Below are 24,985 nucleotides of genomic sequence, written 5' to 3'. Positions count from 1 at the left end.
CCTTTAAACCCTCCGCAGCCCTCGCCGCCTCCGCGCCGAGGGCTGCGGCTTGCTGCTCCGGAGACGCTTCCGCCACGACTTCCCCCGCGGCGGTTTCCAGCAGCGCGGGGTACCACGACATCGGTGCCTTGCTCCAAACAGTCACTATTCGCAGCTCGGCATCGCGATACCGGGCCTCGTCGACGGCCCATTCGAGGGCGCCACGCGACTGCTTGGAGCCGTCAAACCCGACCACAATCACAAAAGGATCCGAACTTGTCATGATTCCAGACTTTCATCGCCGCCAATGGGGTGCCTAGAGGCCTCTGGCCCCAGAGGACAACCTTGCTGTTGATCTGGTCAAACTCAACAGCGCTGATGGTGCCGGCGTCCAGGATAGCCTTGGCTACCTGCCATCTCAGTAGCCTCCGCCAATGGCGGCACTTCCTGGACCCTACCGGGTCGCTAGCACTTGAGCTGGCTCCTGAGGTCGCTGGCCGCGGCCTGAAGCTTCACCGTCTCGTCCCGCAACGAGTTCGCGGCCTGCGTCAGGGTCGCGTCATCGGGAACAGCCTTCACAGCCGACTCAAGATTCTGCTGGCCCGTCTTCACCGCATCCGCCCGGTCCTTCGCCACGTCCTGGGACTGTTTGACCATTTCCTCGTAGGTCTTCGCCACCTGGTCCCGGGCCGTCTTGACCTGCTCCACCGTGGCAGTGGGCTTCAAGGTGTCCTTGAAATTCGTCAGGGCAGCAGCATAGGCGCTGGCGGCGGCGCAGGCCTGCGACACATTTTCCTGCGGGGTGGGCGCGCAACCGGTCAGCAGCGCAACTGCCGCCCCAAGCGCAACCGGCCCCACAAAAACGCGATGTGCTTTCAACATTGGAGAATCCTTCCGAAAGGGACCGTCCCCCGGGAACCCGGAGCCCGGCAGCCCGGCAACCACTGACGGTTACAACCAGTGTCGATCCCTCACCCAACCCTGACCTCACCCGGTCCGGGTGAACTTCCCGGCTCCGGCCCCTCCCGGCCGCAGGTTCAAACGATGCCGCGCTTGGCGGCCGTCTTTAGAGCATCGCGCCGGCTACCGGCCCCGAGTTTTCGGTAGATGGACCGTTCGTGAGTCTTGACCGTGTTGACCGAAATGTACAGCGCGTCGGCAATTTCGGCCGCGGTCATGATGGAGCGCATATAGGCCAGGACTTCGCGTTCGCGCTCGGTCAGGCTCCAGTAGGACTGTGTCCGAAGCCGTGCGTCACCCTGGCTATCACGTGCCATGAGGGCTGCGATGAAGGATTCGTGGGCGGTGCCCCAGACAGCGTGCTGCACGAGCAATTCTGCGAGCTCTTCTCTCCGCTCCGCAAAGGGGCGGAGGACGGATCCTGGCTCCGCCCGGTGGACCGCATGTTCAATCCGTTCATGCGCCGTGGCAGTATCTCCGGTTCCGTGCGCCACAAGCGCCTCGGTCAGACTCGCGCAGGTGTCGACATACGARTTGCCGCGACGATGCATCAGCGACTCCGTGCAGCGCTGGGCGGCCTTGATCTCCCCTCCCCGACGCAGCAGCTCCGCCAGCAGCGTATCCACCAGTGCCCCATGCCCGCCAGCGCCCAGCGGTTGCGCGATCGCCAGCGCGCCGTCCAGGTCACCCTGGGCTTCAGCGACCTTCGCCACGGCAATCGTGTGCAGGGCGTTCCATGACACCCTGTACAGCCCGCGTGCGTGGAAGGACTCCAGGACCGAGCTGGATTCGGCAAGCCGGGCCGGATCGCCAGTGGCACAATCAGTCAGAACCCGATATACGACACTCAGCGGCCCGGACGGGAACAGGTCACTGCCCAATCTCTGGGCCTTCGCAAGGTACGTTTGCGCAGCTGTCAGGTTGTCATTCCAGTAGCACGCAATTCCGCGTGCCAGCCAGGCCGGAGCCAGCCGCTCCTGCGAATTCCAGCCCAGCGCATCGCCCCGCTCCACCGCCCGCGTGGCATGCTCTGAAGCGTGCACCAGATCACCGGCTCCGGCAAACGCCAACGCTAGATCCGCTTGGGCGCAGATCTCAATCCCTTCCAGCTGCTCCCCGGTTCCGGTCCCGGCCGCCGCCTGGAGCAGGGCAGCCGCGAGTTCGCCAGTACGGTGCAGCCGAAATTCCGCTTGGGCAAGCAAGAACAGTCCTGTCGAACAGGCGGCGGAGTGGCCGTCTTCAGAAATGTCCCTGCTCGGCCGGCCGGCTTCAGCCGCTGCGGCGTGGAGGTCCGTGCGGCCCATGCCAGTCGTCGGTTCGAAGTGGGCCCGGCAACCCTCAAGCCGCCGGCGGCGAAGCGCATCCAGGACGAAGGTCCGCGATAGCGCCCGCTCGGTGAGCTCGGACGCCGCGGTGCTGTCGCCGGCAAGTTCACGGCAGACGGATCTGATCATCAATATCTCGGGGTCCTCGCTCCACGGCGTGGGCAGGTCCCGGCACAGCCGTTCGAGGGTCTGGGCGTCGTTGCCGACCACGAAGTCGAGCCAGTGCGCTCCCAGCGACATCACGGCTTGGCGTGGAGCGCGCCCTGGCAGCGCCTGGGCTGCGCATTCGACGACGTCGGTGTCCTGGTAGTACCGCGCTGCCACGCGGTGAAGACGCTCGGCAAGGAGCGGATCGCGCCGCTCAAGGATTCGCCGGCACTGCGCCGCGAAGAGGGAATGCCAGCGGTACATCGATTCGCCGCCGCGGTAATCGTGCTCCTCGATGAAGAGGCCGTTGCGCAGGCATTCCTCAAGCAGCACGCCGCCGTGGGGCCGGCCATAGAGTTCGACGGCGAGCCGGCGGCCAAGCCAGTCGCAAGTAGTTGCCCGCAAGATGAACTCCGCCAGCGACGGCTCGAGCTGATCAAGGATCTCTTCCGCGACGTAGTCGGCGAGCGGTACATGCTTGGCCGCGGTGCCCGGCGTCGTGACCGGCACGTTACCGGACTGCGCCAGCGAGACGATGCCCGCATGCACCGCGACCGGCCAGCCGGCAGTCATTCTCCAGAGGGATCCGGCGTCAAAGGCTGCGCCTTGTCCCAGCGAAAACGCAAACTTGGCGACTTCCTCCTGCGTGAAGGCAAGCTCGGGGGCCCGCAGCTCACCAAGGCCCTCGCCATACCGGAACCTTTCCAGCTGGATGGGAGTATGGCCCCGTCCCGAGAGGACCAGCCGCAACGACGGGGGCGCCGACGCGGCAAGCACCCCCACTATCCCGTTCGCCAGCCCCGGCCCGGCCAAATGGACGTCGTCGATCACCAGGACAATCGGCTCCGTGAGCTCCTCGAGGGCACGGAGCAAAAGGTCGTAGGAGGCAGCCCGGTCGTGGGCGAGGCCTTGGTCAAGGGACAGCAGGGCATCGCTGCCCGGAAGGGGCAACGTGCTGGCCGCACGCTGGATTGCCCCGACAACCCCGTGAAAAAGACGTGCCGGTTCAGTATCGAACCGATCGAGCGACAGCCAGGCGCACGGCAGATCGCAGTTGCGGACCCAATCGCCCAGGAACGTGGACTTGCCGTAGCCGGCCGGCGCTGCGACGAGCGTCAGTCGGTGCGAATCGGCGGACGCGGACAATGCGTTTTCCAGGCGCGGACGTTCCAACGCTCCAAGGCCGCGCAAAGGTGGCCGGATCTTGAACTGAGGACCAGGCAGCCATCCGACATTCGACATTTCTCCCACGTAGCACATGCTAGGCGGGCGAAAATGGGCACCAACAGGGCGCAAAGACCCCTTGTGCATCATTGTGTGGCGCGACCAAAACGGCCGGCCCTGGCCCCGAAAGCGGCACGGCACGAATTTCCTGAGCGGCGGTATCATCAGTCATGCCTATGAAGCACGGCAGCCAGACGGACCCGATTTTCCTTCACGAGCTCGACAAGGCCAGCCGAAGGCGGGTCATTATTTTCGCGGTAGTACGTCTGGCTGCATTTTCGGCAGTTGTCTTCTTCGTCTACTTCGCTGTCCCCGTAGGGGGATTCAACGGGGACAATCCTGCGGCCGCCTGGATCCGCCTGGCGGCCGTCGTCTTGGTCTTTTTCGCCGCCTTGTCCGTTCAATTGCGGTTTATACTCGTGGCGCATATCCCCAAGGTCCGGGCGGCCGAGGCTGTCTTCGAATGCCTGTTGATGTTTCTGTGTCTGTTCGCGCTGCTGTACACGTCTATGTCAATCACCTACCCTTCGTCATTTACTGAACAGCTGAGTAAAACAGACGCCCTGTACTTCACGACTTCCACGTTTGCCACCGTGGGGTTTGGCGACATTGCTCCGGTAAGCCAACTGGCAAGGGCAGTCGTATCAGTCCAAATGATTGCTGACCTGGGCGCTCTCCTGCTCATCGCAAAAGTCGCCTTTTTCGCGGCAGGGCGGCGTCTGGGGCAGCAACCCTGAACCGGCCGTCCTCATCACCCGAAAGGGATGACATCGCGAGGACCGGCTGAAAATTGGCGCATATGAACGCGGATGTGAAGCAGCGGACTTAACCACACCTTGGACATGCCGGGTTCCGGTGTGCCCATCAAGACTTCTTCGTGTGCGCCGCCCACGCGGTGACGGACCTCGCAGGTCATTCCATGGGGTGACAGATCACCCTGTGCGGGTGGGGCTGGACCGGCCCGCCGAGTGAACAATGAAACTAGGCGTGACTGCCCAGCCGCAGGACATCGGGCCGGGTCGACGAGTTGCTACCTAGGCGGAATCCATGTCTCTTCAAGATCAGCCCACGAGCCCCGGCGGCCCGGAACAGGAAGAAATACTGCGGCTTCGGGCGGAGGTTGCCCGTCTCCAGCAGGAACGGGACGCTGCCCGGAAGGCCCACCCGAGGCCAGCCGGTGGACACCCGGGGCTGGCTCGCCGGATAGTAGCCATCGTGCTGGTGGTACTGACGGCCGTGCTGGCCTTCGCCGCTGTGCCTGCCATGTATTTGCGCAGTGAAGTCCTCGACACCGATCGCTATGTGGCAACTGTGGCGCCCTTGGCGTCGGACCCTGCGATCCAGGCCGAGATCGCGGACAAGGTCACACAACAGATCACCGACTCCGTGGACCTCGAGACCATCACCCGGGATGCGCTCAACGAACTCAGCAAAACGGCGCCGCGCGTGGCCGCGGTGATCACCGGGCTGGCGCCGGTGATTGCGGAGCAGACCAAGAACCTCATTCATTCCACCGTATCCAAATTCGTAGCCACACCGCAGTTCCAGGATCTTTGGATCCAGGTGAACCGGGTGGCGCACCAGGGCCTGGTGAACCTCGCCACCGGGAACACGGGCGGCGCCGTAAGTATCGACCAAAGCGGCACGGTGACAATCTCTACCAAGGAGATCATTGCCCGGGTCAAGACCGCCCTCGTCCAGCAGGGGGTCGGCATCGCAGCCAGGATCCCGGACGTTGACGCGCAGATCCCCCTGTTCCAGTCGCCAGAACTGGTCCGGGCCACCAACGCCATCAGAGCGCTGGACCAGACCGCCCCAATATTGGCGTGGCTGACGGTGATCAGCGCCGTGGGCGCCGTAGCCGTGGCCCCGCGCGGCCGGAAACGGAGCACCACCAGCGGCGTCGGATTGGCCGTCGCCATATCCATGGCGTTGCTGGCGCTGGGACTTGTGATCGGGCGCAGCATTCTCCTGAACTCAATTCCGCCGGACGCCGTCTCGCCGGCGGCGGCTCAAAGCCTGGTTGAGACACTCGTGGTACCTCTGCGCACGAGCCTGCGCCTGGTCTTCGCGGTAGGACTCATCATTGCTTTGGCCGCATTCCTGAGCGGCCACTCGCGTCCTGCGGAGTATGTCCGGCATGGTTTGGCGACTGCGGGCGACTACATCACCGGCAAGGTCGGCGGCGGCCAGGCCAAACCATGGCAACTCTGGTTGGCCCGCTATCGGCGGATACTCGAGGCCACCGTCATCGGAATCGCTGCGCTTGTGCTGATCTTTTGGCAAGACCCGACGGCGGCCGTCGCCATCTGGACAGCGATCCTTGCCGTACTGGCTATTCTCCTGGTCGAACTGCTGTGCCGCCCGGCTGTAGTCGCCGAACCGGCTCCAGGCACCGAACCGGCTCCCGGCGCCGAGCCGACTCCCGGCACCGGAGCAGGCGGCGAGCCCGGAGCCGAGCCAGAGGGCGAGTCCGTCACAGCGCCCCCCACCGCGCCCGTTCCTCCTCCAGCGTCCACCATGGCGGGTGCTCCAGACGACACGAATCCCACGATCCCTATCCCCCGAGAGCCCGGGGCCTGAGGAGCCGCGCCAGCCAGGCAGAGGGCAGCGCGAGTGCCCGGGCAGACTTCCGGTGCCCGGGCAGCGGCGCTTATAGCCGGCAGGCGGGGCTAAGGGGCGGCAGGCTTGGCTAAGGGGCGGTGGGCGAGAACGGGAACAGGTCCTCCCCGCCGCCGTGCACCACCACGCAGGTAGCCTCCGGCACTTCCCGCCACGCCCCGCGGAGATCCCCCAGGGGTTCGGAGACGACCAGGCGCGCGTCGTCCGAGAGCTCATGAAGCAACGGGTTGTCCGGGTACTGCGCGCGAAGGGTTGCGACGTCGGTGCTGTGGAACAGCGACCGGGACTGCCTTTCACTCGAGTAGCGGAACGCCCAGGTGGTGTCGCCGTCGGTAGTGGCCACGGTCATCTGGATCGGCTGCTCGATGCCGTGGCGCCGGCCGACGTCTTCAATCAGTCCAACCGCGGCCGCCACAGCCGTTCGCGGGTCCTGCTCCAGTCCGAAGGTCAGCGCGAGGAAGAAGAAGAGCTCTGAGTCCGTGGCTCCCTCGATCAGCGGAAAGAGCGTTGGATCAACGGCCATGACCAAGTCGCGCTTGACGGTCGCGAAATCCCTGATGAGTCCGTTGTGCATCCACAGCCACCGGCCGTGGCGGAATGGGTGGCAGTTGGTCTGTTGGACGGCCGAGCCGGTCGAGGCACGGATGTGCGCGAAGACGCGGCCGGCCGACGCCTGGGCGGACAGCTCGCGGAGGTTGCGGTCATGCCAGGCCGGCTCCGTGCTGTGGAACAGCCCGGGGTACGGCGCGATTCCATACCAGCCCACACCGAAGCCGTCCCCGTTAGTGGTTTCGACGCCCATTCGAGCATGTTTGCTCTGCATCACGAGCGAGTTGGTGGGTTTGTACAACAACTCCTCCAGTAGCACTGGCGAACCCGAATACGCTAGCCAACGGCACATGGCATCCTCCCTCTGTTCTGGACAGCAGTCCATCACAGGGGCGGAGCCCGCACATCATCACCCCGGGGTGATTCGGCCGGCGTGATGGCAGCAATGCGGTCTCAGACAACGCAAAGTCGGCTCCCGCGTCGTGTCTGCGCTGGTCAGCGGCACACCGGACAAGGAGCGCAGCGTCCAAGGATCACCCCCGGCGGGTGAGGCGCCTGCGTGGCCCCAAGCCAACACTGGTTGTACCTGCCAGTGATTGGCTGCCAGGCGAAAGCCTATGGAGAGGGGCCTCCAATGTCGAGACCACAACCAGTCCTCGCGCGAATGATGGCGCTTGGGGCAGCAATTGGGTTACTCGCCGGCTGCAGCACCACAAGCCCGAGCACCAGCCCCGCCACCAGCCAGACGCCAAGCGTTTCACCGGTTTGCGCTGCCGCCGATGCGTTCTCCGCATCGCTGACGAATTTCAAGGACACCCTCAGGCCTGGCGCCACGGTGGAGCAGATCCAGTCGGCACGTGACCAGGTCCGGAAAACCTATGACGATCTGGTCCAGTCAGCCGGTGACGCGGCCAAGGACCGGGTGGATGCCGTCAAGACTGCACAACAGAAGTTCACTGCCGCAGTCAACGCCGTTCCCGACACCGCGACACTGTCCCAGGCAGTCAACTCCCTGCGGGACGAAGCCGCAAACGTGCAGGCCGCCGTCAGCGACCTCTCAAATGATGTCAAGTGCTAGGTCGCCCGCCCGGAACCTGGACATGTGAACTCATCCCGCCCAGAGYCCCGTCCACAAACAAGGTTCGCCAAATGAAAGTAGGGAAGCCAAATGGATTTCTTCGAGAACTTTTGGGAAATTTTCTGGTGGCTGTTCATCTTCTATGCGTTCTTCGCCTTCCTATGGGCGTTGTTCATGGTCATCGGCGACCTCTTTCGTGACCACGAACTCAGCGGCTGGTGGAAGGCCGTCTGGATCCTCTTCCTGGTTTTTGTACCCCTCCTGTCCGTTCTGGTGTACATGATTGCGCGCGGCAAGGGGATGGCGGAGCGGTCAATGGCCCAGGCCCGCAAGAGCCAGGCTGAAACCGATGCGTATATTCGCCAGGTCGCCGCAGCGAGCCCGACTGAGGAGATCGCCAAAGCCAAGGCGCTCTTGGACGCAGGAACCATCACTGCCGAGGAATTCGAGCGGATCAAGAGCAAAGTAGTCGTCTGACTCAGATTGGGGTCCCTAATCGTCGGGGAGCAAGCCACAATGGACTCACTACTCAGCTCGTCTCCCCGCCTATAAGGTGGAGCCAAGCTGAACCAAGGAGGGCTCAATGGAGCCGGCATCAACGGAATCTGATCCACGTCCGGCCCTCCCCCGCACTCTGGTAATCCTGCTCGCCCTTGCTGGCGCGACGATTGCAGCCTTCGGCCTCGGAGCGATCCAGGGAATATTCACCCCGGTCTTTCTGGCCTTCGTACTCACGCTCTGTGTTCATCCTCTGCGCCGCTGGATGCAAGGACGTGGTATTTCCCGGGGCATAGCAACCGGGACCACGATCGCGGCTGTCTTCGGGCTGTTGACCGCCTTCGCCGCCGTCCTGATTGCCTCACTCGCGCAGTTCTCCGCGCTGCTGCCGCAATACGCTCCCGAGTTGGCCCAACTCGGCGCCAGGATCTCCGCACTGCTGGAGTCTGTTGGTTTCGGCCCGGAGCAAGCCCAGGAAGTTCTGAACGGGTTTACGCCCGGCCGCATCATCGGGTTCCTCGGCGGTCTTCTCGGGAACATGGCGAGCCTGTTGACCACCCTCGTGATCATTCTGACGATGCTCATTCTTATGGCGATTGATGGTTCGCGTACACCGGCGCTCCTGATCCATCTGAACTACCACCGGCCGGCTCTAGTCACAGCGCTCAATGGCTTCGGAACCGCCGTGCGCCGCTATATGGTCGCCACCACAGTTCTCGGAATAGCCCAGGGCCTGTTCAACTGGCTGCTTCTGGTCATCTTGCAAGTCCCCGGCGCCCTGCTTTGGGGGTTGCTGTCCTTCATCTGCAGCTTTATCCCCAACATTGGGTATTTCATTGCGATCATCCCGCCGCTGTTCTTTGGATTCCTCACCGGGGGCTGGCCGACCGTCATCACCATCATCATCATCTATGGCGGGATCAACAGCATCATCCAGTCGATAATCCAACCCAGATACGTGGGCAACGCGGTGTCCCTCAGCGAGACACTGACATTCGCCTCCGTCCTCTTCTGGGCCGTGGTCCTGGGCCCTGTCGGCGCCATCCTCGCCGTCCCCCTGACACTTTTGTTTCGGACCATCTTGATCGATTCGGACCCCTCGCTCTCATGGTGGCGGCCGTTGACCGGCGACCAGACGGACCTCAAGCAGCTCATCAAGGACGAGGACGACGCAATCCGCGCTCGCCGCGGACGGCCGAGGCCGGGCGGGCCGGTTTCGGCCGTCCGCGCCCGCCGTGTCCGCCGCGGACGGCCGAAACCAGCTCGTCCGGACACCGGCAGTGCGCCGAAGGCATAACGTGCCGTCAGGGTGCTGCCCGGGGCAGGTGAGAGCAGCATGCTGAGCACCATCATTAGCCTTTTGCTCTTCGCCCTCGCCGGGGCGATGAGCACCGTGCCCGTCAGTGTGACGCTCGTGATTCTGCTTTCCCCAAATCCACGCCGCGGCGCCCTTCCCTTCCTGATCGGCAGCCTTGCGGGTTCGATTGTGGTCGTAGGCCTGTCGGCCGTCGGGCTGCAATTCTTGCCCGTCAGGCCGCGCCTGCGTAATGACGAATTAGTGGCGCAGTTTGCCCTTGTGATCGGTGCAATTCTGATCGTGTACGGTGCGTACCTCCTAGTGCGCAAGGGCCGGCCGGAGAGCGCCGTGCCCAGCAAAATGACATCGAAGTTCCGCTCCGCCCGGCCCTGGGAGTTCGTGATCCTCGGCCTGGGTCTGAACCTGCGCCCCAAAGCTATCCTGCTGGCCGTCACGGCCGGGGCCGTGATTGGAGTCCAGGAGCCGCCGCCGCTGCAAGGAAGCCTGCTAGTCCTCGCTTACGCCGCCGTGGCACAGTCAGCCGTCATCATTCCCGTGGCTGTATGGCTGCACTCGCCCGCGCGCGCCCAAATTCCTTTGACCGCCCTCTATAACTGGCTTCAACGCAACGGCCGCAGGATCGCAGCGATCGCTGCACTCGCGATCGGGCTTTGCCTCGCCGTCTACAGCGTGCTCCAGCTCTGACCGGAGATGCCAGCCAGATGGGACCCTGGCCGCGGCAGTCACCAGGGTTCAATCGTGGGCTCAACCCAGGACCGTCCCCCCTTCGGTACCGGCGGGCTTGGGATCGGGAAGCCGCATCATACGGAAGGAGACCAGGAGGCCGGCGGCACTGGCGAGGATCGGGATGAGCAACCCGATCTGGAGGGAAATAGGCCGGGCTTCCGTGTTGATGCGAATGATTTCGGCCTGGATCTCTGGCGGCTGACCGGCGAGGAGTTCAGCAAGCTGGGTGTTGCTCATCACCTGCGCGTCGTCTTCGAGTACCTGGGCGACCTGCTGCTGTTCGGCCGGTGGGAGTACCGTGCTCGAGGTCGCCAGGGAAGTGAAGATGATCGAGAGCGATGCCAGCATGATGGCCCCGGCGAAGGCGAGCCCGAACGAGAGTCCGAACGAGCCTGCGGCTGAATTCACGCCGGCGGCCTCACTGACGCGTTCGTCCGAGATTGGGGACAAAGTGTAGTTGTTCAGCTGAGACACCAGCAGCCCGAGGCCGCAACCGGCAATCACCAGCGGGATCAGGAGCCACCAGCCGGAGTCCGCGCGGGGCACGACCGGCAGTACCGCGATCAGTCCCGCCATCAGGAGGATGAAGCCCCACCTGATGATGCTTGCCGGACGGCGCGCCCCCGCCCTCTTGCCGGCCAGCAGGGCGATGCCGAACATACTCAGGGACAGCGGCGCAATGGACAGTCCTGCCTGCATCGCGTTGTATTCGAGCACCATCTGGAGGTAAATCGGCAACACGATCATGGTGCCGCCGAGGGCAATCTGCTGGAGCATTTGCTGCGTGGCGCCCAACCGGAAGGCATGTAACCGGAACAGTCCCGGGTCCAGCAGCGTCGGCTTATGAAGGCGCTCACGCCGCACGAGCCAGTAGAACAGACTGACCAGGCCGGCCGCGCCGATAATGATGAGGGCGCCCACCGCCTCGCCGCCTTCCTGCCAGACCAGGATGCCGAGGACGACGCCGCCCATGCCCACGACGGACAGGACCGATCCGACGACGTCGAACTCCCGGGGCCCCGTGTACGGCACGTCCTTGACGAGCTTAATTCCGGACAGGATGACCGCGATGACGACGGCCTCCAGCAGGAAGGCGACGCGCCAGGACAAGAACGTGGTGATGAAGCCGCCCAGCAGGGGCCCGACGGCGGCGGCGATCGCCGCCGACGCCCCGACGAGGGCATAGACCCGCTTCCGGGCCTCACCGTCGAAATTTCCGTGGATGAGGGACTGCATGGCCGGAAGCAGGAGCGATGCGCCCAGGCCACCGATCAAGGCCCAGAAAATAAGGATTGGCACAATGCTCTGGGCCAGGGTCATCGCAATGGCGCCGACGGCATAGCCGCAGAGGCCCAGGACATAGGCGCGTTTGCGTCCGATCAGGTCGCCCACTTTGCCGCCGATCAGGATAAACGCGGCGGACACCAGCGCTTCGATGGCGATGGTCGCCTGAAGGTCACTGACGGTGCTGTTGATGTCATTGACCACAGCGGAGATCGAGACGTTCATGATCGACGTGTCGACAACCAGCACGAACATGGCCATCGCCAGCAGCAGCGCGAGTTTCTGGTTGAACTGCACTGGCTCGTTCCCGGCGTGATTAGTCCCGGCGTCGTTGGGAGAGTTCATGGTTGGCCATCCCCGCGGTTCGCCGCGTCCCGGGTCTTTTCACAGCCGGACATGCCGCCTCCTCTGGCGTAGGACCGGTCAAGCGCACGCAGGAGCATGGCTCTCCCGGAACACATCCCGCCAGAGCCCACCGTAGTGCGATGTTGATGCCACGCTAGCTGCCACGAACTACGTCCGAATCATTCCCGGCGGGTGAGGTTTCGGCCCCCACGGTCCGAATTAGCCAGTGAGGATAGCGGGCCACACGCCAGGATGGCCTAACGTAGGAGGCTGCCCGGGCTTTGCGGGGCAGTTTTTTCACGTCCCGCTGAAGAGCCCGACTCCCCGGAGGCAATCCAAGATGGTCGAACAGCTAACGGCCTTTGTGCTGACCTGCCTGGTGGTGGTCCTGGTGCCCGGCCCCGACTTTGCGCTCGTCCTCAGGAATGCGGCCCGGAGCCCGCGGGCAGCAGCAACTGCCGCCGCCGGAATTATGATGGGCAACACGATTCTTGCAGCGCTGGCGGTGCTCGGCGTAACGGCGCTGCTGGGGGCATCGGAGGCTATTGGGACCGGAATCCGGATCGCCGGGGCCGCATACCTGCTCTATCTTGGTGCCCGGGCGCTCGCGGAGGCGTTCGCCAGAAATCCCATGAAAAACAGCCTGCCCGCGGCACCGGCGACCGGGCGCCAGCACGGTGGGAATTCGCCGTTCGTGCAGGGAATGGYGAGCAACCTGCTCAACCCGAAAGTCGCCGTCTTCTACTTATCGCTGTTCCCGCAATTCAATCTGGGCCCGTTGCCGCCCCTCGCCCAGCACGCCTTAATGGCGGGCATTTTCCTACTGATCGCGTTGGCCTGGTATGTGCTGCTGCTCAGCGCGCTCAAGAAAGTGACCGGCCTCCTTGCCAAGCCCCGAACCGGCCGGATCGTCGTCGGGAGTTCGGGAGCCGTCCTTGCCGGCGTTGGCGGCACGATCCTGACACAGACTCTGGTCTCCGCTTAGCCGCGCAGTACGGCTGCGCCGCTTGGCCGCTCCCTGTAGCCGTGCCGCGCAACAGCGCCTTCCCGCGGTGGTCTCCGGGTCACCCGAAAGGGGTGATGGCCGGCACTGGGACCGTGTGCCACGATGAACGCCACATGGTCTCCCGCACATCGGAGGGCATTAGCGTAAGAGGCAGCGCCGCCGTCCTGCCCGCCCTGCTCGGCGCGCTGGCCCCCGGCAATCCGGCGTTCAATATCCCTAGTTCCCCGCCAGTTCAGCTCCGTCAGGAGACACCCGAATGAGCACCCAACAGCTGATCATTATCGGATCCGGCCCTGCCGGCTACACTGCGGCAATCTACGCCGCACGCGCCGGCCTCGATCCGCTGGTCATCGCCGGGGCGGTCACCGCCGGCGGAGCCCTCATGAACACCACCGAGGTGGAGAACTTCCCCGGCTTCCCGGGCGGCATCCAGGGCCCGGAACTGATGGACGGCCTCCAGCAGCAGGCAGAGAAGTTCGGCGCGCAGGTGGTGTTCGACGACGTCACCGAAGTCCGGCTCGCCGGCCATCTCAAGCGTGTGGTCACCGGAGCCGGCGAGACGCACGAAGCGCCCGCCGTCATCCTTGCTACCGGCTCCGCCTACAAGGAACTCGGCCTGCCCGAGGAGAGGAAGTTCAGCGGCCACGGACTCTCCTGGTGCGCCACCTGCGACGGCTTCTTCTTCCGCGACCAGGACATCATCGTGGTGGGCGGCGGAGACTCGGCCATGGAGGAAGCGACGTTCCTGACCCGCTTCGGCAAGTCAGTGACAGTGGTGGTCCGCAAGGGCGAGCTACGTGCGTCCCGGATCATGGCCCAGCGCGCCAAAGACAACCCCAAGATCAGCTTCGCGTGGAACTCCGCCGTCACCGCCATCCACGGGGATTCCAAGGTCACCGGCGTCACCCTGACCGACACCCGCACCGGTGAAACCCGCGATCAGGGCGCCACCGGAATCTTCGTCGCGATCGGCCACCTCCCGCGGACCGAACTGCTCGGCGGCCAGGTGGACCTCGACGCCGAAGGCTACATCAAGGTGGACTCCCCCACCACGGTCACGAACCTTTCCGGCGTCTTCGCCTGCGGGGACGCCGTGGACCACCGCTACCGGCAGGCCATTACCGCCGCCGGGACCGGTTGCGCCGCGGCCCTCGACGCCGAACGCTACCTTGCCGCGCTCGACGACGCCGACAGCATCGCCACCGCGCTGGTCGAAGAACCTACGCACTCGTAGACCACCCCCATGTCCGGCGGCGCTCAGGGTTCTGTCGCTGCGCTGTCTGTTGCGGAAACTGGCCGGTCTGCAGGGTCGGCCGGCGATGACAGCGGCCGGGCCGGCAGGTTCGCCTCGAGCTGGTCGGCGTCGACGGCTGCGAGGTTGCGGATCAGGATGATGAGCCAGGCGAAGATCAGCGACGCGGCGATGAGTTCCACCGCGGTCAGGTTGTAATAGCCCACCGGGAACCACAGCACCGCGGCGACGATGATGACCGCCAGGAAGAGCCACCCGAGCGCAGCGAAGGTCGCCGAGATGGAGGGCACGAGCGTGCGGATGCGGACAATGAGGGACGCAAAGACCACCACCATGCCGGAAGCGACCAGGGTGTGGAGCCCGAAGCGCTCATCGACCGGGAACAATCCCACGCATGCGAGGAAAACGCCGATGAGGGCGATCCCGCCCTCGAGCAGCCTCACCCGGTGCAGCGCGGACGGGGTCTTCGCGGTCGCCGCGAGAGTCGCCGTCGCGTAGCCCGCCAGGGTGGAGATCACGACGCCGGCGACGATCAGGGTGAAGTTGAACGCCACCCCGGAGACGCCGGAGCTCATGCCGAGGGCACTGAGGTTCTCCTGCCACCACAGCGGGTTCTCTGCAGTGAGCATGCTCGTGAGCAGGCCGGTGACCAGGAAGCCGGCGAGGAGGGCGGCGAGCCGGTAGGCGGTCATGCTGAGCGCGGACAGGTAGGCGATGTAGGCGCTGATGGCTCCTGTGGTCCCTACGAGGACGGCGGCCGCAAAGGGGTAGACGACTGCACCGATGAACGCCTGCTGGAAAAGCGAAAAGAGCGCCAGCCAGCCGAGCAGGAAGATGCATGCGTGCGCCAGCGCAAGGGCGGCGATGTCGATGGCCGTGCGGATCCGGCCTCCCCCGCGGGCCTCCGGTGTCACAGCCGGACGACGCTGCAGGCAACCGGCCACTACTGCCCCGGCACCCAGAACTGCCGTGCCGATCGCCGCAATGTCACCGGCCGAACCTCGTCCGGACAACGACACCGGTTCCCGCCCGATGAGCAGAAGCGCGATGCCGCCCAGGACGATAAAGGCGGCGCTGCCAATGAAGAGCGCCCGCGCTTCTGCCGTGACGGCTGCTGGTTTGTGCGGGTCCGACATCACTCACTTCGATTCGCTGGCGTTGCAACCGGTGCAGTTCCGCCGTAAGGGACAGCCTGGGCGGCCTCCACCGGCGATAACCCAACGCTAGGACGGCCGGGGTCTGGTGCCGTCACCCAGAGCGGATGAATCCCGCCGTGCCGTGCACGACGGCGTGAGCGCCGCACCTGTGTTTGCGGGCGGCATGGCCTGGCGCGGATTACGGCCCCAAGTGCGGAATGATCAGCACGGGCCTGGCCTGCAGACGTGTCAGGGACACGCTGACCGAGCCCTCCAGCAGCCGGCCCATCCGGGCCTTCCGCCCGGGCCGTTGTCCGCCGATTATCAGCGCGGCTGCATCCGTGCTCTCCGCCAGCCGGCCCAGGGCCTGGGCGACGTCCCCGTTGAGCACCCTGAAGGACCATGCCCCGCCCGGCGGTCCGAGAATGCCCTCGAGGCCGCTGAGCAGCTGCGAGGCGGGGAATTCGGCTTCCAGATTGTGGACAGGATCCAGGGAAGTGCCGTCAAGGAATCCGGCAGGCTCCCACTCCGTGAGATAGCTGGCCGGGTCCACGAACGCGCAGATCAGGTGCGCCCCCATGATCGCGGCGATCCCCGCGGCGGCCCGTACCAGCCGCTCTTCGAATTCCCACGGCACGCCGAGGACCAGCGGGCCGTCCGTCCACGCCCCGCCACCGGCCTGCCCGAAATCAGCTGGCGGTTCCACGGAACCCATCAGTCGAGGCCCGCGCCAACTGGCCGTCTATGCCCCGGCCGTGCAGAGGATCCACGCCTTCATTATGCCCATTGCCGGCAATTCGGCGAAGGCGTTAGCTCGCGGTGGCGGCCTCCAAGGCCTGCAGCAGCGGCGTCGTCGGCCGTCCGATCAGCCCGGACAACTCGCCCGTGACGGTAGCCAGCAGACCGGCCTTCGTGTCCGTGTCTAGGGCGGCGAGGAAACCTGCAGTGCCCTCGTCGAGGCCGGCAGTGGTCAGGACCTCAACCAGCTCGGGTGCCGAGACTGGCTGGTAGACAACTTCCCGGCCCGCGATCTTGGTGATCGCCGACGCCAGTTCCTTGAAGTCCCAGGCGTAGTCGCCGGAGAGCTCGTACGTGCGGCCCTCGTGTCCGGTGGAGCTGAGCACCGCCGCGGCGGCAGCGGCATAGTCGGCCCTCGTGGCGCTGGCCACCCGGCCGTCCCCGGCCGCGGCCACGACGACGCCAGTCTGCCTGGCCGTGGCCACGGTCTGGGCATAGTTTTCGGTGTACCAGCCGTTGCGCAGGATCGTGTTGTCGAGACCCGACGCGCGGATCAGCTCCTCTGTTGCCTTGTGCTCGGGCGCCAGGATCAGCTCGGTGGTGTCCGCGGCGAGGACTGACGTGTAGGCGATAAACCCGACGCCTGCGGCTTTGGCCGCGCTGACCACGTTGCCGTGCTGCGCCACGCGGGCGCCAACTTCGCTGCCGGAGACCAGCAGGAGTCTGTCGACGCCCTTAAGGGCTTCCGTGAGCGCCACCGCATCGGAATAGTCCGCCACACGCACCTGGACGCCACGGGCACGGAGCTGCTCGGCCTTCGCGGCGTCGCGCACCACGGCCACGAGCGAGCCCGGTTCCTGGCTGCTGAGGAGTTCTTCGAGGACCAGCCGGCCCAGCTGTCCCGTGGCACCTGTTACTGCAATCGTCATTTTGCGCTCCTGGAATTCGTGGGTGTTGTTCATGTCAGGTCTCTGGCGTGCGGGCGAACCGGCACTGGGGTTCACAACCGGCCCCCGGTGCGGGTCATTCCCTGTGTTACGTTGTGCGACTGTTGCGTTGGTCGACTGCTGGGCTGTGCGACGCGGGTGATCGCGCGTCGGCCCCACGGTTAGGTCAGGGTCCACGAGCGTTTGGACAGCCCGAACCAGAACCCGTCGATCGCCGTCTTGGCCTGGATGTCTCCCGAGCCGTAGGCGGCCCCGAGGGCAACATAGAGCGGAGCCCAGTGCTCGCTGCGGGGATGCGCTTCGCGGGCTGCCGGCGCCTTGTTGAGGAAGTCCAGGATGGAGTCGACGTCGCCCCGGGCCATGGCTTCCTCTGCCCAGTGGTCGAACTCGCTCGAGACTGCGGGCGGGGCACTGTCCGGCCCGCCGGCGGGATTGAACCAGCGTAGGTTGTGCGTGGTGAATCCGGATCCGACGATCAGTGTGCCCCGATCACGCAGGGGCCCCAGTGAGACCCCGAGGTCGAACAATCCCTGCGGATCGAGCGTCGGCATGGACATCTGCACCACCGGCACGTCTGCTGCCGGGTACATCTCTTTCAGCGGAACGTAGGCTCCGTGGTCCAGTCCGCGGCTTTCGTCGCGCGCCACGTGATGGCCGTGAGCGGCCACGAGCTTTTCCACTTCAGCGGCCAGCTCGGGCGCCTGCGGCGCGTCATAGGCCACCTCGTAGTACTTCTGGGCGAAGCCGCCGAAGTCGTAGACCAGCCCGGGATCACGCCCGGTGGCACTGAGCGTCACGGGGGCATTCTCCCAGTGGGCGGAGACCATCAGGATGTCCCTGGGCTTGCCGAACGTGCCGGACCACTCATTGAGTTCGCGGGTCCAGGTGGAGTCGTCCGCCAGCGGGGGCGCTCCATGGCTGAGAAAGAGTACGGGAGGCCGGTCGGCTGTCTGAGTCATGAAAATATCGTAGCCCGATTTGATTGAAGCTTCAAGTTTCCATACGTCCGCCGCCTTTTGTGCGGGGGCCCAGTCAGAACGAGGGCACCGTGAACCCCAGGCCCAGGAGTCCCCGGCCCGCCTGCTCGAGGACGGGATCCCTGGTGAGCGCCGCATGGTTCATCAAGACATTGACGTCGCGCTGAATCCTTTGGAGCGGATTCGACAGCCGGTGGACGCTCCCGCCGGATCCCGTCACGATGAGGCGGACCGCCTCGGCCGACGCCTCGCCGCTCAGCGCAAGGGAAAGCCGGTATTCCCCGCGCTCCCTCTCCGTCAGCATTGAGGGCGTGCGGGCATGGGAAACCGCGACCACCCGGACCGCTTCCTGCCAATGCAGGCGCGCCGTGGCAACCAGCCCGGAGGCCTGGGCATAGCGGACCTGCGCGAGCGGTGAATCCGCCTGGCGGTCCTCCACAGTGTGCTTGACCTTGCGCACCATGATTAGCTCGCGGAACAGTTCCAGGGCGTACTCGGCGGACCCCAAGGCGGCGGCCGGGGCCACCATGTTCAGCAGCGGGCCCATGGGCGTGTGGATCAGCGGGTCCTGGTGCAGCGCGCTGCCCGGGTTGGCTTCCGCGCCCAGGAGTTCCCAGTCCAGCGTTCGATGTTCAGGGACGAACAGGTTCTCGGCCCGGATGTCGTTGCTCCCGGTCCCCCGCAGCCCCGCCGTCTGCCACACGTCGAGCAGTTCGACGTCGGCCAGCGGCACGAGGCACTGCAAGCGCACGCTGCCGTGCTGTGCGGCGAGCAGCGCCCACTGTGAATGCATGACCCCGGAGGCAAAGGTCCACCGGCCCGTGATGGCAAAGCCTCCCGGGACCTTCTTGGCCACACCTGCCGGCGCACCGGTAGCGGCTGCCAAGGGAGCCGGTCCGTTGGCGAAGACCTCATCCTGCGCCTCCCGGGGCCACCGCGCGAGCATCCAGACGTGCTCTATCAGGTGGCCGACACTCCATGCCGTGGAGGCGCATCCCCGGGCGAGCCGGCGCACCACCTCCACGTAGGTCTCCAGACCCATGCCGAATCCCCCAACGGCCTTCGGCGAGAGTGTGTGAAACATTTCGGCTGCATGCAACTCAACCACCGTGGCGTCCGGAATGCGGCGAAGGCGCTCCGTCTCTTCGGCCCGCTCGCGCAGGCCTGCTACGAGCCCCTGGGCGCGGGCGATCATTTCGTCATGGGACGGGACGGCCGCCGCTGCCGGAGCCCCGACCCGGGCGGCAGCCGCGGCGTCGCTGTTGGCGTCCCGCGCACTGTGGACGGGTCCGGCGTCGGACGGGAGCACGAGCGTGTGGCCGGTGTGGTCGCGTTTTGCGGCCAGATACCGGAGGTTGGCCGCAGACGCGTGGACGCCGGTGGCTACCTGCCCGGATACCTCGATGCCGAGGCCGGTCAGCTGGGCAGCCTTGTCCGGATTGTTGCTGAGCAGCCGCAGCGGGCCGGCGCCCATTGCGCCCAGCATCTGGGCCGCCGCCGTGTAGTCCCGCTCGTCTTCACCGCGACCCAGGGCCAGATTGGCCTCGTAGGTGTCCAGGCCTCCGTCCTGCAGGGCGTAGGCGTCAAGCTTCGAATACAGGCCGATGCCGCGGCCTTCCTGGCGGAGGTAGAGCAGGAAGCCTCCCTCGGCGGCAATCCGCTCCACGGCCTCCCGCAGCTGCGGGCCGCAGTCGCATCGCAGGCCCCCGAACACGTCGCCGGTGAGGCACTCGCTGTGCAGCCGCACCAGGGGTCCGGCACCGCCCCGCATCGCGTCCTGCAGTGCCTGCTCCCACTCGCCGAAGGCGAGCAACAGGTGCTCCTTCCCATCGGCGAGCCCGCTGAAGGTCAGCACCTCGGCTTCGGCGGCAAATCCGTCCGGGAAGCGCAGCGGCACGGAAACGCGGCTGCGCACGGATGCCGATGGTGCGGCAGCCTTCGGCTTTGCAATGGTTTCTGGCGCAAGGGTCATCTGGGGTCCTCAGATATTGGGCAACAGGTATCAGGCAGGAGGTATTCGGCAAGACGTGCAGACGGCGGCCAGGTCGGAGTCGTCCGGCAAGACGGCATCGAGTTACACGGCCTTCCCGGCCAAGTTTACTTGAACCTTAAAGTTATAGGCCCGAGCGGCTGGTGATGCAAGCGATGACCCCGCATGACGGTTCGGCGGACGCGTCTGCGCGCACCCGCATGGATAAGCCACGGGCCAGTGCCATCATGAAGACGTGACCATAGCGAAAACGATCATGCTCTTCATACTGGCCGCCGCAGCTGAAATTGGCGGGGCGTGGCTCATCTGGCAGTCCGTCCGCGAGGGACGGGACTGGTGGTGGGCCGGGTTGGGCGTCGCGGCGCTGGGCATCTACGGCTTTGCCGCCACACTCCAGCCGGACGCCCACTTCGGACGCATTCTCGCCGCGTACGGCGGCGTGTTCGTGGCCGGCTCCCTGGCGTGGGGCATGATCTTCGACGGCTTCCGGCCCGACCGGTGGGACGTCCTGGGTTCGGTGATCTGCCTGTTCGGGGTCGCCGTCATCATGTTCGTTCCCCGCAACGCCGGCTGAAGGTGACGATGACCCGCTTCGTGATTGGCCCGGATGTGGCCCTCTTTCTCGCCCGCGGCGGGGCGGCGATCGCAGACGATCACCAACTGGTGGCGCCGACGCTCCTTCGCTCGCAGGTGCTCTCGCTCCTGTACCATTCGGTCCGGCGGGGCGAGCTGACGCAGGCCGACGCCGATCGTCAGCTCGACTACCTGCGGGGCCTTCGCATCCGGCTCCTCGGCGACCGTGTCCTGCAGCGCGCTGCGTGGAGGCTCGCCGAGCAGCTTGGATGGGAGGACACCGTCGACGCCGAATACGTAGCCCTGACCCGGCTTCAGGCAGACGCGTTTGTGACGCTCGATGCCGGGCTGGCCGCGGCCGTGCAGGAATTGGTGACCATCGCGGAGCCCCAGGAACTGCTGGCCCCAGGGTAGCCACTGCGAGTCAACCGGGGGTCCGCCCTACCTGCCGGCGGTATGGTCGAGGACCTGGCCGAGGATCCGGGCGCCTTCCCGGAAGGCACCCGGGTTGGGTCCGGCGTAGTTGAGCCGGATGTACGGTCCCGCCGGCTCGGCCGGGAACCACTCGGTGCCGGCGGCGATGATGACCCCGGCAGCCTCGCAGTCACGGACAAGCTGGTCGACGTCGGTCCCGTCGGGCAGGCGTGCCCAGAGGTTCAGCCCGCCCGTGGGCACATGCTCAACGTGTGCCTGGGGGGCATGCTCCCGCAGGCTGCTGACCAGCAGGTCCCGGCGGACCAGGAGCTGGTGCCGCAGCCCGCGCAGGTGCGTCTGCCACGCCGGCTGCGTCACGACGTCGAGGGCGGCCGCCTGCAGGACCCCGCTGACGTACATCGACTCGGCGCCGCGGTCCGCCAGAATACGGTCGCGTGCCGGGCCGCGGGCGATCACCGCGGCAACGCGGATGCCCGGGGACACGCTCTTGGTCAGCGAGCGAAGGTAGACAACGTGGCCGGAATCGTCATGGGCGGCAACGGGCGCGGCAACAGTGGTGATGCCGAAATCATGCGCCCAGTCGTCCTCAACCAGGAACGCCCCATAAGCGCGCACCACCTCAAGGACCTGCTCGCCCACCGGGGCCGGCCACTTCGCGCCGGTGGGATTGGCGTAGTTCGGCTGCGCGTAGAACACCCGCGCCCCGGTCTCGTCAAAGGCGCGGGCCAGATCCTGGGGGTCCGGGCCTTCGGGGCCGCTGGGCACCGGAACAACCCGGACACCGGCCTGCGCAGCAGCCAGGATAGCCCCCCAGTATGTCGGGGATTCCACCAGCAGCGGCTGCCCGCTGCCAACCAGTGCCCGGAACACGGAACTGAGCCCGCTCTGGCTGCCGGGGAGCACGATCACGTCGCTCGGCGTTGGCGGCGTGACGCCGGCCGGCGTGGCGGCCCGGAGTTCGTGCGCGAACCACGACTGCAGTTCGGGCAGGCCCGCTGCGGGCGGACGCGCCAGGGCCGCCTCACCCCGGGCTGCGCGCGTCAAGGCCGCCCGCACCAGGCGCTCGGGCAGGAGTTCCCGCTCCGGATAGCCCGAGTGGAAGGCGATGACATCATTCGGCGCGCTGCGCATTGCGGTGGAGACGGGGCGCAGCGGCGCCTGTGGCGAGCCCAGCGCGGACGTTTGCCAGCCGTAGTCCACAGGGCGGGCTGTCCGGACGGCCCGCACAAAGGTCCCGACGCCGGGACGGCTCTCGATCAGGCCCTGCGCGGCGAGCATGCGGAGCACCTTCTGCACGGTCACGGGGCTGGCCTGGTATTCGGCAACCAAGGACCGCGTCGAGGGCAGCCGGGCGCCGGGCGCCGCATCTGCAATCCACTCCCGCAGCCGTGCCGCAATGCGCGAGGTGCTATCGTTGTACATGAGAGCCAATAGTAGCGCTACCCTCGTAATTGATCAACCGCTATCCGCCCGGCCGGCGATGGGGCTGTGGTGGGGACTGCTCGGCGTCGCGGCTTTCTCTTTCACGGTTCCGTTCACCCGCGTGGCTGTTGCCGGGCTGGCTCCGTTGTTCATCGGATMGGGCCGGGCCGTTGTCGCTGCTGTCCTCGCCGCATGCGCGCTCGCCCTGACCCGGCAGCGTCCGCCCCGCGGCGCCCAGTGGGCGCGCGTCGCCGTCGTCGCCGGCGGAGTGGTGGTCGGCTTCCCGCTGCTGACCTCGTTCGCCCTGGTCTCCGTTCCCGCCAGCCACGGCGCGGTCGTCATCGCGCTACTCCCGGCGGCGACGGCGACGATGGCAGTCCTTCGCGGCCACGAACGCCCGTCCATCACTTTTTGGGCCATCACCGGCGTCGGTGCGGTGGCAGCAATCGGCTTCGCATCCGCGCAGTCCGGCGGCATCGGACAACTGCAGCTGGCGGACGTGTTGCTTTTCGGCGCCGTCGTGTCAGCGGCGATCGGCTACGCCGAAGGTGGCAAGCTGGCCCGCGAACTCGGCGCGTGGCAGACCGTCTCCTGGGCACTTGTTCTCGCATCTCCCCTGATGGTGGGTATGGCGGCCTTCTCGATGGCCGGGCAGCCGCCATCCGCCACTCCTGTGCAGTGGGCGGCCTTCGCGTATCTTGGGGTCGTGAGCATGTTCTTCGGCTTCTTCGCCTGGTACCGCGGCCTTGCCATCGGCCCTATGGCGCAGGTCAGCCAGATCCAGCTCGTCCAGCCTGTGCTGAGCATCTGCTGGGCCGGGCTCATACTGGGCGAGGACCTGACCTGGACCACCATCATCGGCGGCGCCGCGGTGGTTTTCTGTGCCGGCCTGGCTGTCCGCTCCCGCTCCGGTCCGCCGGGGGCCAAGGAGATGGCGGAGGTGGCGGCGCAACGGTCCCGCTGACCCACCCCGGTTTCCCCGGCCCCTTTGCCGGCGCCCGAACCTCGCACACCGCGCCCACGCCCCGAACTCAGCAACCCTTGTCCGATCCGCGATCCGAACGGAAGATCCCCGTGTACATCCCCGCACACTTCGCTGCCAGCCCCGATTCAGTCCGGCAACTGCTCAGCCGCCCGGCCGCAGCCAACCTGATCACGTCAACGGCGAACGGCATCCTCGCCACGCTGATGCCTGGGCCGCCACGGAGTTCTCGGACAGTGGACCCCCTTAAAATCGGGGGACTACTGAAATGAGGAATGTGCAGAATGCCTGCATCACGTCGCCGGTTCAGCCAGGAGTTCAAGGACCAGCTGTGCGAGGAAGTCGTCTCGACTTCGAAAACAATCAAGTCCGTCGCCGACTCGTACGGGGTCGGTGCCGAGACGCTGCGTAACTGGCTGAAGAAGTACCGGCAGGAACACGACACCACGGGCACCGAGGTTCCGCTGACAGGCTCGGAGCGGGCCCGGCTGATGGAGCTGGAGCGGGAGAACCAGGAGCTGCGTGCGGAGGCTGCGTTCCTGAAAAAAGCCGCTGCATACTTCGCGCGGGAGCCACGGTAGTGGCGAAGTATGAATTCATCGATTCCCAGACCCGGTCGCCGGGCGTTCCGGCGTTGGTGAAGATGTGCCGCTGGCTCGGGGTGTCCCGGTCCGGGTTCTACCACTGGCGCTCCCGCCCGCTGTCGGCCACCGCGGCGCGCCGGGGTGCGCTCACGGAGCGGGTGAAGCACTTCTTCGCCGCCTCCGACGGCACGTACGGCTACCGGCGGATCCACGCGGACCTGGCCGCGGAGGGCACCGAATGCTCCCCGGAGCTGGTCCGCCAGATCATGCGTGCCAACAACCTGGTGCCGTGCCAGCCGCGCCCGTTCCGCACCACCACGCAGGCGGATGCCGAAGCCGCGGCGAGGATCCCTGACCTGGTGCGCAGGGACTTCACCGCGGACCGTCCCGGGGAGAAGTTCGTCGGCGACATCACCTACATCCACACCTGGCAGGGCTTCGTCTACCTGGCCACGGTCATCGACTGCTTTTCGAAGAAGGTCGTGGGCTGGGCCGTCGCCGACCACATGCGTGCCGAGCTGGTCGAATCCGCGCTCCGGAACGCCGCGGCATCCACGCTCATCCGCCCCGGCGCGATCTGGCACTCGGACCGGGGCAGCCAATACACCTCCGCATCCTTCCGGGCCCTCGTGGCGGGCCTGGGCATGCGTTCCTCGATGGGCCGCACCGGGGTGTGCTGGGACAACGCCGCCGCGGAGACGTTCTTCTCGGCGCTGAAGAACGAGCGCGTGTACCGCACTGTCTACGCCACCAAGGCCCAGGCCAGGCGGGATGTCATCCGCTACATCGAGGGCTTCTACAACAGCCGGCGCCGGCACTCCGCCCTGGATTACCGCTACCCCAACGAGGTCCACTACAGTTACCAGCAGCCGCCCGCGGCAGCGTAGA

Annotated in this window: 23 protein-coding genes; 12 read left to right on the top strand and 11 right to left on the bottom strand. The window is 66.1% G+C overall.

All coding sequences use genetic code 11. From position 1 onward, the window contains the following. The 3 genes from AC1DR1_RS20515 to AC1DR1_RS20505 all read right to left on the bottom strand — a co-directional run. Positions 1 to 262: universal stress protein (locus tag AC1DR1_RS20515; protein ID WP_476993204.1), on the bottom strand; the 262-nt coding region annotated here is incomplete at its 3' end. A gap of 182 nt (positions 263 to 444) precedes the next feature. After that, the gene (locus AC1DR1_RS20510; RefSeq protein ID WP_229995814.1) at positions 445 to 861 is read right to left on the bottom strand and encodes a hypothetical protein; all 417 of its coding nucleotides are present in this window, start codon (positions 859 to 861) and stop codon (positions 445 to 447) included. A 155-nt stretch (positions 862 to 1,016) separates the two neighbouring features. After that, a complete protein-coding gene (locus AC1DR1_RS20505) occupies positions 1,017 to 3,557 on the bottom strand; it encodes a helix-turn-helix transcriptional regulator (protein WP_229995813.1) in 2,541 nt (846 codons plus the stop codon). 248 nt (positions 3,558 to 3,805) lie between these two features. Here AC1DR1_RS20505 and AC1DR1_RS20500 point away from each other — a divergent pair, with 248 nt between their 5' ends. Continuing rightward, positions 3,806 to 4,372: a potassium channel family protein gene (locus AC1DR1_RS20500; RefSeq protein WP_364742909.1), complete on the top strand. Its 567-nt coding sequence runs from the start codon at positions 3,806 to 3,808 to the stop codon at positions 4,370 to 4,372. Between the two features lie 310 nt (positions 4,373 to 4,682). Beyond that, complete coding sequence (locus AC1DR1_RS20495) at positions 4,683 to 6,218, top strand: hypothetical protein (RefSeq protein ID WP_229995811.1); 1,536 nt, start codon at positions 4,683 to 4,685, stop codon at positions 6,216 to 6,218. 109 nt (positions 6,219 to 6,327) lie between these two features. Here the strand turns inward: AC1DR1_RS20495 and AC1DR1_RS20490 are convergent, their stop codons facing one another. After that, positions 6,328 to 7,158, bottom strand: coding sequence for a class II glutamine amidotransferase (locus AC1DR1_RS20490; protein WP_364742903.1), 831 nt, complete (start codon positions 7,156 to 7,158; stop codon positions 6,328 to 6,330). Between the two features lie 282 nt (positions 7,159 to 7,440). Between AC1DR1_RS20490 and AC1DR1_RS20485 the strand changes: the two genes are divergently transcribed. From AC1DR1_RS20485 to AC1DR1_RS20470, 4 genes are all read left to right on the top strand, one after another. Next, entirely contained in the window at positions 7,441 to 7,884 is a 444-nt protein-coding gene (locus AC1DR1_RS20485; RefSeq protein WP_229995556.1) for a hypothetical protein, read from the top strand. Between the two features lie 90 nt (positions 7,885 to 7,974). Further along, positions 7,975 to 8,361, top strand: coding sequence for an SHOCT domain-containing protein (locus AC1DR1_RS20480; protein WP_229995557.1), 387 nt, complete (start codon positions 7,975 to 7,977; stop codon positions 8,359 to 8,361). Positions 8,362 to 8,467: 106 nt separating this feature from the next. Then, the gene (locus AC1DR1_RS20475) at positions 8,468 to 9,679 is read left to right on the top strand and encodes an AI-2E family transporter (protein WP_229995558.1); all 1,212 of its coding nucleotides are present in this window, start codon (positions 8,468 to 8,470) and stop codon (positions 9,677 to 9,679) included. Positions 9,680 to 9,718: 39 nt separating this feature from the next. After that, on the top strand, positions 9,719 to 10,384 hold the full coding sequence (locus tag AC1DR1_RS20470; RefSeq protein ID WP_229995559.1) for a GAP family protein: 666 nt from the start codon (positions 9,719 to 9,721) through the stop codon (positions 10,382 to 10,384). A gap of 60 nt (positions 10,385 to 10,444) precedes the next feature. Here AC1DR1_RS20470 and AC1DR1_RS20465 read toward each other — a convergent pair whose 3' ends face one another. Further along, a complete protein-coding gene (locus AC1DR1_RS20465) occupies positions 10,445 to 12,055 on the bottom strand; it encodes an MFS transporter (protein ID WP_229995560.1) in 1,611 nt (536 codons plus the stop codon). 340 nt (positions 12,056 to 12,395) lie between these two features. On the opposite strand from AC1DR1_RS20465, the gene AC1DR1_RS20460 reads away from it, so the two are divergent. Together AC1DR1_RS20460 and trxB are read left to right on the top strand one after the other, a co-directional pair. After that, on the top strand, positions 12,396 to 13,040 hold the full coding sequence (locus AC1DR1_RS20460) for a LysE family translocator (RefSeq protein WP_476993203.1): 645 nt from the start codon (positions 12,396 to 12,398) through the stop codon (positions 13,038 to 13,040). 277 nt (positions 13,041 to 13,317) lie between these two features. Then, the gene (gene trxB, locus AC1DR1_RS20455; RefSeq protein WP_229995562.1) at positions 13,318 to 14,295 is read left to right on the top strand and encodes a thioredoxin-disulfide reductase; all 978 of its coding nucleotides are present in this window, start codon (positions 13,318 to 13,320) and stop codon (positions 14,293 to 14,295) included. A 23-nt stretch (positions 14,296 to 14,318) separates the two neighbouring features. Here the strand turns inward: trxB and AC1DR1_RS20450 are convergent, their stop codons facing one another. From AC1DR1_RS20450 to ribA, 5 genes are all read right to left on the bottom strand, one after another. After that, positions 14,319 to 15,449, bottom strand: coding sequence for a hypothetical protein (locus AC1DR1_RS20450; protein ID WP_364742896.1), 1,131 nt, complete (start codon positions 15,447 to 15,449; stop codon positions 14,319 to 14,321). 199 nt (positions 15,450 to 15,648) lie between these two features. Then, a complete protein-coding gene (locus AC1DR1_RS20445) occupies positions 15,649 to 16,155 on the bottom strand; it encodes a universal stress protein (RefSeq protein ID WP_476967343.1) in 507 nt (168 codons plus the stop codon). Between the two features lie 103 nt (positions 16,156 to 16,258). Continuing rightward, positions 16,259 to 17,116 (bottom strand): SDR family oxidoreductase, encoded by an 858-nt coding sequence (locus AC1DR1_RS20440; protein WP_364742893.1) that lies wholly within the window; start codon positions 17,114 to 17,116, stop codon positions 16,259 to 16,261. 179 nt (positions 17,117 to 17,295) lie between these two features. Then, positions 17,296 to 18,093: a dioxygenase family protein gene (locus tag AC1DR1_RS20435; protein WP_229995566.1), complete on the bottom strand. Its 798-nt coding sequence runs from the start codon at positions 18,091 to 18,093 to the stop codon at positions 17,296 to 17,298. Positions 18,094 to 18,166: 73 nt separating this feature from the next. Further along, positions 18,167 to 20,083 carry a GTP cyclohydrolase II RibA gene (ribA, locus tag AC1DR1_RS20430; protein WP_476967344.1) on the bottom strand — a complete coding sequence of 639 codons (1,917 nt, stop codon included), beginning with the start codon at positions 20,081 to 20,083 and terminating at the stop codon, positions 18,167 to 18,169. Positions 20,084 to 20,336: 253 nt separating this feature from the next. Between ribA and AC1DR1_RS20425 the strand changes: the two genes are divergently transcribed. Further along, positions 20,337 to 20,675, top strand: a complete 339-nt coding sequence (locus AC1DR1_RS20425) for a YnfA family protein (protein WP_229995567.1) — start codon at positions 20,337 to 20,339, stop codon at positions 20,673 to 20,675. An 8-nt stretch (positions 20,676 to 20,683) separates the two neighbouring features. Further along, on the top strand, positions 20,684 to 21,088 hold the full coding sequence (locus AC1DR1_RS20420) for a type II toxin-antitoxin system VapC family toxin (RefSeq protein WP_476993202.1): 405 nt from the start codon (positions 20,684 to 20,686) through the stop codon (positions 21,086 to 21,088). 27 nt (positions 21,089 to 21,115) lie between these two features. On the opposite strand, the gene AC1DR1_RS20415 is transcribed toward AC1DR1_RS20420, so the two are convergent. Next, positions 21,116 to 22,531, bottom strand: a complete 1,416-nt coding sequence (locus AC1DR1_RS20415; protein WP_476967346.1) for an aminotransferase-like domain-containing protein — start codon at positions 22,529 to 22,531, stop codon at positions 21,116 to 21,118. On the opposite strand from AC1DR1_RS20415, the gene AC1DR1_RS20410 reads away from it, so the two are divergent. Next, positions 22,530 to 23,495: a DMT family transporter gene (locus tag AC1DR1_RS20410; RefSeq protein WP_476993201.1), complete on the top strand. Its 966-nt coding sequence runs from the start codon at positions 22,530 to 22,532 to the stop codon at positions 23,493 to 23,495. The two genes, AC1DR1_RS20415 and AC1DR1_RS20410, sit on opposite strands and share 2 nt — an antisense overlap. Before the next feature lie 302 nt (positions 23,496 to 23,797). Further along, a protein-coding gene (locus tag AC1DR1_RS20405) for an IS3 family transposase (RefSeq protein ID WP_476993200.1) occupies positions 23,798 to 24,984 on the top strand; the annotation gives its coding sequence in 2 pieces (ribosomal slippage) (positions 23,798 to 24,068 and positions 24,068 to 24,984; 1,188 coding nt in all). Position 24,985: the final 1 nt, after the last annotated feature.

The sequence above is a fragment of the Arthrobacter sp. P4_F10 genome (genome assembly GCF_056401435.1).
Note: the sequence above shows the minus strand (reverse complement) of the source record. Positions and strands in the feature narration are given on the sequence as shown.

Excerpts from the sequence above, each read along its gene's own strand:
- AC1DR1_RS20490 (WP_364742903.1), bottom strand. The coding sequence starts at position 7,158 with ATGTGCCGTTGGCTAGCGTATTCGGGTTCGCCAGTGCTACTGGAGGAG.
- AC1DR1_RS20510 (WP_229995814.1), bottom strand. The coding sequence starts at position 861 with ATGTTGAAAGCACATCGCGTTTTTGTGGGGCCGGTTGCGCTTGGGGCG.
- AC1DR1_RS20470 (WP_229995559.1), top strand. The coding sequence starts at position 9,719 with ATGCTGAGCACCATCATTAGCCTTTTGCTCTTCGCCCTCGCCGGGGCG.
- ribA (WP_476967344.1), bottom strand. The coding sequence starts at position 20,083 with ATGACCCTTGCGCCAGAAACCATTGCAAAGCCGAAGGCTGCCGCACCA.
- AC1DR1_RS20475 (WP_229995558.1), top strand. The coding sequence starts at position 8,468 with ATGGAGCCGGCATCAACGGAATCTGATCCACGTCCGGCCCTCCCCCGC.
- AC1DR1_RS20440 (WP_364742893.1), bottom strand. The coding sequence starts at position 17,116 with ATGACGATTGCAGTAACAGGTGCCACGGGACAGCTGGGCCGGCTGGTC.
- trxB (WP_229995562.1), top strand. The coding sequence starts at position 13,318 with ATGAGCACCCAACAGCTGATCATTATCGGATCCGGCCCTGCCGGCTAC.
- AC1DR1_RS20435 (WP_229995566.1), bottom strand. The coding sequence starts at position 18,093 with ATGACTCAGACAGCCGACCGGCCTCCCGTACTCTTTCTCAGCCATGGA.
- AC1DR1_RS20480 (WP_229995557.1), top strand. The coding sequence starts at position 7,975 with ATGGATTTCTTCGAGAACTTTTGGGAAATTTTCTGGTGGCTGTTCATC.
- AC1DR1_RS20500 (WP_364742909.1), top strand. The coding sequence starts at position 3,806 with ATGCCTATGAAGCACGGCAGCCAGACGGACCCGATTTTCCTTCACGAG.
- AC1DR1_RS20495 (WP_229995811.1), top strand. The coding sequence starts at position 4,683 with ATGTCTCTTCAAGATCAGCCCACGAGCCCCGGCGGCCCGGAACAGGAA.
- AC1DR1_RS20415 (WP_476967346.1), bottom strand. The coding sequence starts at position 22,531 with ATGTACAACGATAGCACCTCGCGCATTGCGGCACGGCTGCGGGAGTGG.
- AC1DR1_RS20465 (WP_229995560.1), bottom strand. The coding sequence starts at position 12,055 with ATGAACTCTCCCAACGACGCCGGGACTAATCACGCCGGGAACGAGCCA.
- AC1DR1_RS20485 (WP_229995556.1), top strand. The coding sequence starts at position 7,441 with ATGTCGAGACCACAACCAGTCCTCGCGCGAATGATGGCGCTTGGGGCA.
- AC1DR1_RS20420 (WP_476993202.1), top strand. The coding sequence starts at position 20,684 with ATGACCCGCTTCGTGATTGGCCCGGATGTGGCCCTCTTTCTCGCCCGC.
- AC1DR1_RS20450 (WP_364742896.1), bottom strand. The coding sequence starts at position 15,449 with ATGTCGGACCCGCACAAACCAGCAGCCGTCACGGCAGAAGCGCGGGCG.